5 protein-coding genes are annotated in these 4946 nt (G+C 59.5%); all 5 read right to left on the bottom strand.

What is annotated here, in order from left to right; genetic code table 11:
* Positions 1-48: 48 nt before the first annotated feature.
* Positions 49-1329 carry a TRAP transporter large permease gene (locus tag ACW9JC_RS28695; protein ID WP_338586410.1) on the bottom strand — a complete coding sequence of 427 codons (1281 nt, stop codon included), beginning with the start codon at positions 1327-1329 and terminating at the stop codon, positions 49-51.
* Positions 1330-1857, bottom strand: coding sequence for a TRAP transporter small permease (locus ACW9JC_RS28690; protein ID WP_457459256.1), 528 nt, complete (start codon positions 1855-1857; stop codon positions 1330-1332). It lies immediately after the preceding gene.
* Between the two features lie 78 nt (positions 1858-1935).
* On the bottom strand, positions 1936-2907 hold the full coding sequence (locus ACW9JC_RS28685; protein WP_416127294.1) for a TRAP transporter substrate-binding protein: 972 nt from the start codon (positions 2905-2907) through the stop codon (positions 1936-1938).
* Between the two features lie 59 nt (positions 2908-2966).
* Positions 2967-3860, bottom strand: coding sequence for an SMP-30/gluconolactonase/LRE family protein (locus tag ACW9JC_RS28680; protein ID WP_457459254.1), 894 nt, complete (start codon positions 3858-3860; stop codon positions 2967-2969).
* Between the two features lie 56 nt (positions 3861-3916).
* Positions 3917-4741 (bottom strand): NAD-dependent epimerase/dehydratase family protein, encoded by an 825-nt coding sequence (locus ACW9JC_RS28675; RefSeq protein ID WP_457459252.1) that lies wholly within the window; start codon positions 4739-4741, stop codon positions 3917-3919.
* Between the last annotated feature and the right edge of the window lie 205 nt (positions 4742-4946).

Here is a 4946-nt window from a genome sequence, read left to right as displayed (position 1 = left end):
ACGCGCTCACCTGTAGGAGCTGCCGAAGGCTGCGATCTTTTTAAGGGTTTACAACACCAAATGCGGCAACCACAGCGAAATCGCCGGAATGTAGGTCACGGCCATCAGCACCAGGAACAGCACGGCATAGAACGGCAGCAGGGCCTTCACGGTTTTTTCGATACTGACTTTACCCACGGCCGACCCCACAAAGAGTACCGCGCCCACCGGCGGCGTTATCAAACCAATCCCCAGGTTCACCAGCATGATCATGCCGAACTGCACCGGGTCCACGCCAATGCCCAGAATCACCGGCATCAGAATCGGCGTCAGGATCAGAATCAGCGGCGCCATGTCCATCACCGTGCCGAGCAACAGCAGCATGACGTTGATGCACATCAGGATCACGTAACGGTTGTCCGACAGCGTCAGGAACATCGTGGTGATCTTCGCCGGGATCTGCATCAGCGTCATGATGTAGCCGAAGCTGGCAGCGAAACCGATCAGGATCATCACAATCGAAATCGTCCGCACCGTACGGTGCATCAGTTTCGGCAGTTCGCTCCACTTGTAGTCGCGGTAGATGAACATGGTCACGAAGAACGACCACAGCACGGCAATGGCCGCCGATTCGGTCGCAGTGAAAATCCCCGAAAGAATACCGCCGAGGATGATGACCATTGCCATCAGGCCCCACAACGCTTCACCGCAAATCTTCAGCGCTTCGCGCATCGGAATGACTTCGCCTTTCGGGTAGTCACGCTTCTTGGCGAAGATCAGGCACAGCACCATCAGGCACGCGCTCATCATCAGGCCCGGCACCACGCCGGCCATGAACAGCGAGGCAATCGACACCGTGCCGCCCGCCGCCAGCGAGTACAGCACCGAGTTGTGGCTTGGCGGGGTCAGCAGGGCTTGAACCGAACCGCTGACCGTCACCGCAGTGGCGAATTCACGCGGATAACCGCGACGTTCCATCTCAGGAATCAGTACCGAACCCACCGAAGCGGTATCCGCCACCGAAGAACCGGAGATCGCACCGAAGAAGGTCGAGGCCATGATGTTGACCAGCGACAAGCCGCCGCGCACGAAACCCACCAGCACCCCGGCAAATGCCACCAGGCGCCGGGACATGCCGCCCTCGGCCATGATCGCGCCGGCCAGGACGAAGAACGGAATCGCCAGCAGGGAGAATTTGTTCACGCCGCCAGCGACCTGAATCATCAGCGCCTGGAACGGAATGTCGATCCAGAACGCACCGATCAGCGCGGAAAGCCCCAGCGCGTAAGCGACAGGCATGCCGATCAGGATCAAAGCGATAAAACTGCCCAACAGAATAAAAGCGTCCATTCAGGCAGCCCCTTCGTTTTCTTCAACGATGTCGAAACGCACGACCCGACGGTTGCTCTGGTCACCGAACAAGAGTTTTTCCAAAACAAAAATCAGTGTCAGCACGCCGCCCACCGGAATCGGCATGTAGGTGATGCCCACGCGCAGGGTTGGCAGGGCGCTCATGAACTGGTTCCACGTCGACAGGCACAGCTTGGTGCCCCAGATCGCCATGAACAGGCTGATAGTCGCCATCAGCAATTGTGCGAACACACTCATGGCTTTGCGCAGATTCGGTTGCATGCGATCGGTGAGCATTGCCACCGCCATGTGCGAGCCGGAGCGATAGCTGGCGGCGGCGCCGATGAAGGTAAACACCATCATCAACAGGATTGCAGTGGGCTCGGGCCAGCTGGAGCCGGTACCGAGTACATAACGGGCAAATACGCCCCAAGGGATGATCAGCGCAATGGCCAATACGGAGAGCCCGGCGACCCAGATACAGGTCATGTAGAGCTTGTCATTGAAACGTAGCAGCAGATTCTTCATCGGGTTCCACCGTAACCGGGCGCGCACGAACGTACAGCTGCGTCAGTGGCGCCGGGCCTTTCTTGAATACAGGGAGAGTTACTGAACGGCTTCGATGCGCTTGATCAGGTCGGCGTAAGGTGCGCCGTATTTCTCGCGGATCGAGGCGGTCGCTTCATAGAAAGGTTTTTTGTCGACGGTGATGAACTCGACGCCCGCAGCCTTGAGCTTCTCTTCGCTGCTGGCCGATTTCGCATCCCACAAGGTGCGTTCCTGGGCCTGTGCGGCTTTGGCGGTTTTCTTCACCAGCGCCTGCTGCTCAGGGGTGAGTTTGTTCCAGGTGATCTTCGACATCACGATCGGCTCAGGCAGGATCAGGTGGCCGGTCAGGCTGTAGAACTTGGCGTTCTGGAAGTGGTTGTGTTCAAGCATGGTCGGCGGATTGTTTTCCGCGCCGTCGATCACGCCGGTCTGCAAGGCACTGAAGATTTCGCCGGTGTCCATCGCAATGCCGTTACCGCCCATGGCGTTGATGGTTTCGATGAACATCGGGTTGCCTTGTACGCGGATCTTCATGCCCTTGAGGTCTTCGAGGGTACGTACTGGCTTCTTGGTGTAGAGGTTGCGCGTGCCGCCGTCCATCCAGGCCAGGGCGACCAGGTTGAATTCGGAATTGGTGATCTTGTCGAGGATCTCGTCGCCGACTTCACCGTCAATGACTTTGCGCATGTGCGCCTGGTCACGGAACACGAACGGCATGTTGAACACGTTCACGTCCGGCACTACCGGGCCGACGATCCCGAGGCTGACGCGGGCCATCTGAATGGCGCCGACCTGAGCCTGTTCGACTACTTCCTTTTCCGAACCCAGCACACCGCCGGCGAACATCTTGAAAGTCAGTTTGCCGTCGCTGTCGGCCACCAGGGTTTTACCCAGTTGCTCTTCAGCCACCACGGTCGGATAACCGGCGGGATGAATGTCGGCGAATTTGATTTCCAGCGCATGGGCGGCGCTGCTGAGCGAGAAGGCGAGCGGGAGTGCTGCGGCGAGCAAGGTGCGTTTGAAGTCCATGTTTGTGTCTCCGGTTTTATTGTTTTTTTGTTCAAGGCACAGCGGTGTAGCAGAGGGGGTTAAGGCAAATCGTTGAACAGCGGTTCCGGCAAGCCGTTGACGCCGGGGTTGAGGGCGAACACACCACCGGCCAGCGACTGTTCGTCGTGGTCGTCACCGGGACGAATCGAGGTCACGAACAGCGTGTCCAGTCGACTGCCGCCGAAGGCGCACATGGTTGGTTTTTTCACCGGTACGGCGAGTGAGCGATCCAGTCGGCCGTCGGGGGTAAAGCGGTGAATCAAACCGGCGTCGTTGGCGCAGATCCAGTAGCAGCCTTCGGCATCCACCGCCGCGCCGTCGGGGCGACCGCAGTAGTCATTCATGTCGACAAATACGCGGCGATTGGAGGGGGTGCCGCTGTCGATGTCGTAGTCGAAGGCCCAGATCAGTTGCACGTTGGGGTGCGAGTCCGACAGGTACATGGTCTTGCCGTCCGGGCTGAAACCCAGGCCATTGGGCACGATGAAGCCGCCCAGTTGCGCAGCGAGCGGCCCGCGTTGCCCGGCGCTGTAGCGATAAAGCGTACCGTCAGCAGCATTGGCGCCCATGTTCAGCACCATGCTGCCGGCCCAGAAACGCCCTTGGCGGTCGCAGCGACCATCGTTGAGGCGCATGTCGGTGCGGGCGTGATCAACGTGTGCGAGCAAGTCGCTGTCGAGGCTGCCATCGCTATGCGCGTGCAGATGAAAGAACCCGCTTTCCATTCCCGCGACCCAGCCACCGTCACGGTGCCGGGTGATGCACGCGAGCATTTGCGGCGTCTTCCAGGCGTGGACATGCCCGGTTTCGGCGCTCCAGCGCTGCAGGCCGCCAGCGGGAATATCGACCCAGTACAGGGCGTTTTCCTCAGGGACCCAGACCGGGCTCTCACCGACGGCGTTACGGGCATCGACAATCAATTCAGCTTGCATGGCAACTCATTCCCTTGGGTTTTTGTTGTGGGATCAAGTGGGAAGCGTTGGATGTTTCAGTCGCTGAACGGGCCGGCCGCGCAGAACCCGCCGCCCTGGTAGATCCGCGCCGGGTCATCGGCAGCCGGCATCGGCTGTGCTTCAACCTTTTCGCGGAACACTTCGGAAGTGTCGTTTGGTGCATAGCCCAGGTTCGTGGCGTAGCGGTTGTCCCACCAGATGTCCTTGTTGTCGGACATGCCGTAGACCACGGTGTGGCCGACGTTCGGGGTGTACAACGCGCGTTCGAGCAATTGGGTCAAATCGCCGAAGCTCAGCCAGGTGCTCATCATCCGGCGGTTCTGAGGTTCCGGGAACGACGAGCCGATGCGCACGCTGACGGTCTCGATGCCGTAGCGATCGAAGTAGAACGTGGCCATGTCTTCGCCGTAGGCTTTGGACAGACCGTAATAGCTGTCAGGACGGTGAGGGGAGTGGGCGTCGATCACTTCGTCCTGCTTATAGAAGCCGATGACGTGGTTGGAGCTGGCGAAGATAACGCGCTTGACGCCATGTCGGCGCGCCGCTTCGTAGATGTGGAACACGCCGCAGATATTGGCGCCGAGGATCTGTTCAAACGAATGCTCGGTCGACACGCCGCCGAAGTGCAGGATCGCGTCCACGCCTTCGACCAGTTGATGCACGGCTTGCTTGTCGGCGAGGTCGCAGGGCACGACTTCTTCGCGGTCATCGATGGCCGGGGCGATATCGGCGATGTCCGACAGGCGAATGACGTTGGCATACGGGCGCAGGCTTTCGCGCAAGACTTTGCCCAGGCCACCGGCGGCGCCGGTCAGCAGCAGGCGATTGAAGGGAGTGCGGGCGGTTGCAGTGGTCGTCATGGGAATCCCTGGACAAGCGGTTGTTGTTATTGGTTCGTTGTAGGTTGTCGTACGACTATGCCGAAGTATCGTTAGGCTATCCGGTTCTTGTCAACGCGACTTTGGTGGAAATGGACGGAGGGTCACGGCGATTAACTCTGCGTATACCTCTGCGTATACCTCGATCCCTGTGGGAGCTGGCTTGCCAGCGATGGCGATCTGGTGG

The organism is Pseudomonas sp. SDO5591_S426, assembly GCF_054070755.1.
The sequence above is the reverse complement of the archived record's forward strand: the minus strand, read 5'-3'. Positions and strand labels throughout refer to the sequence as shown.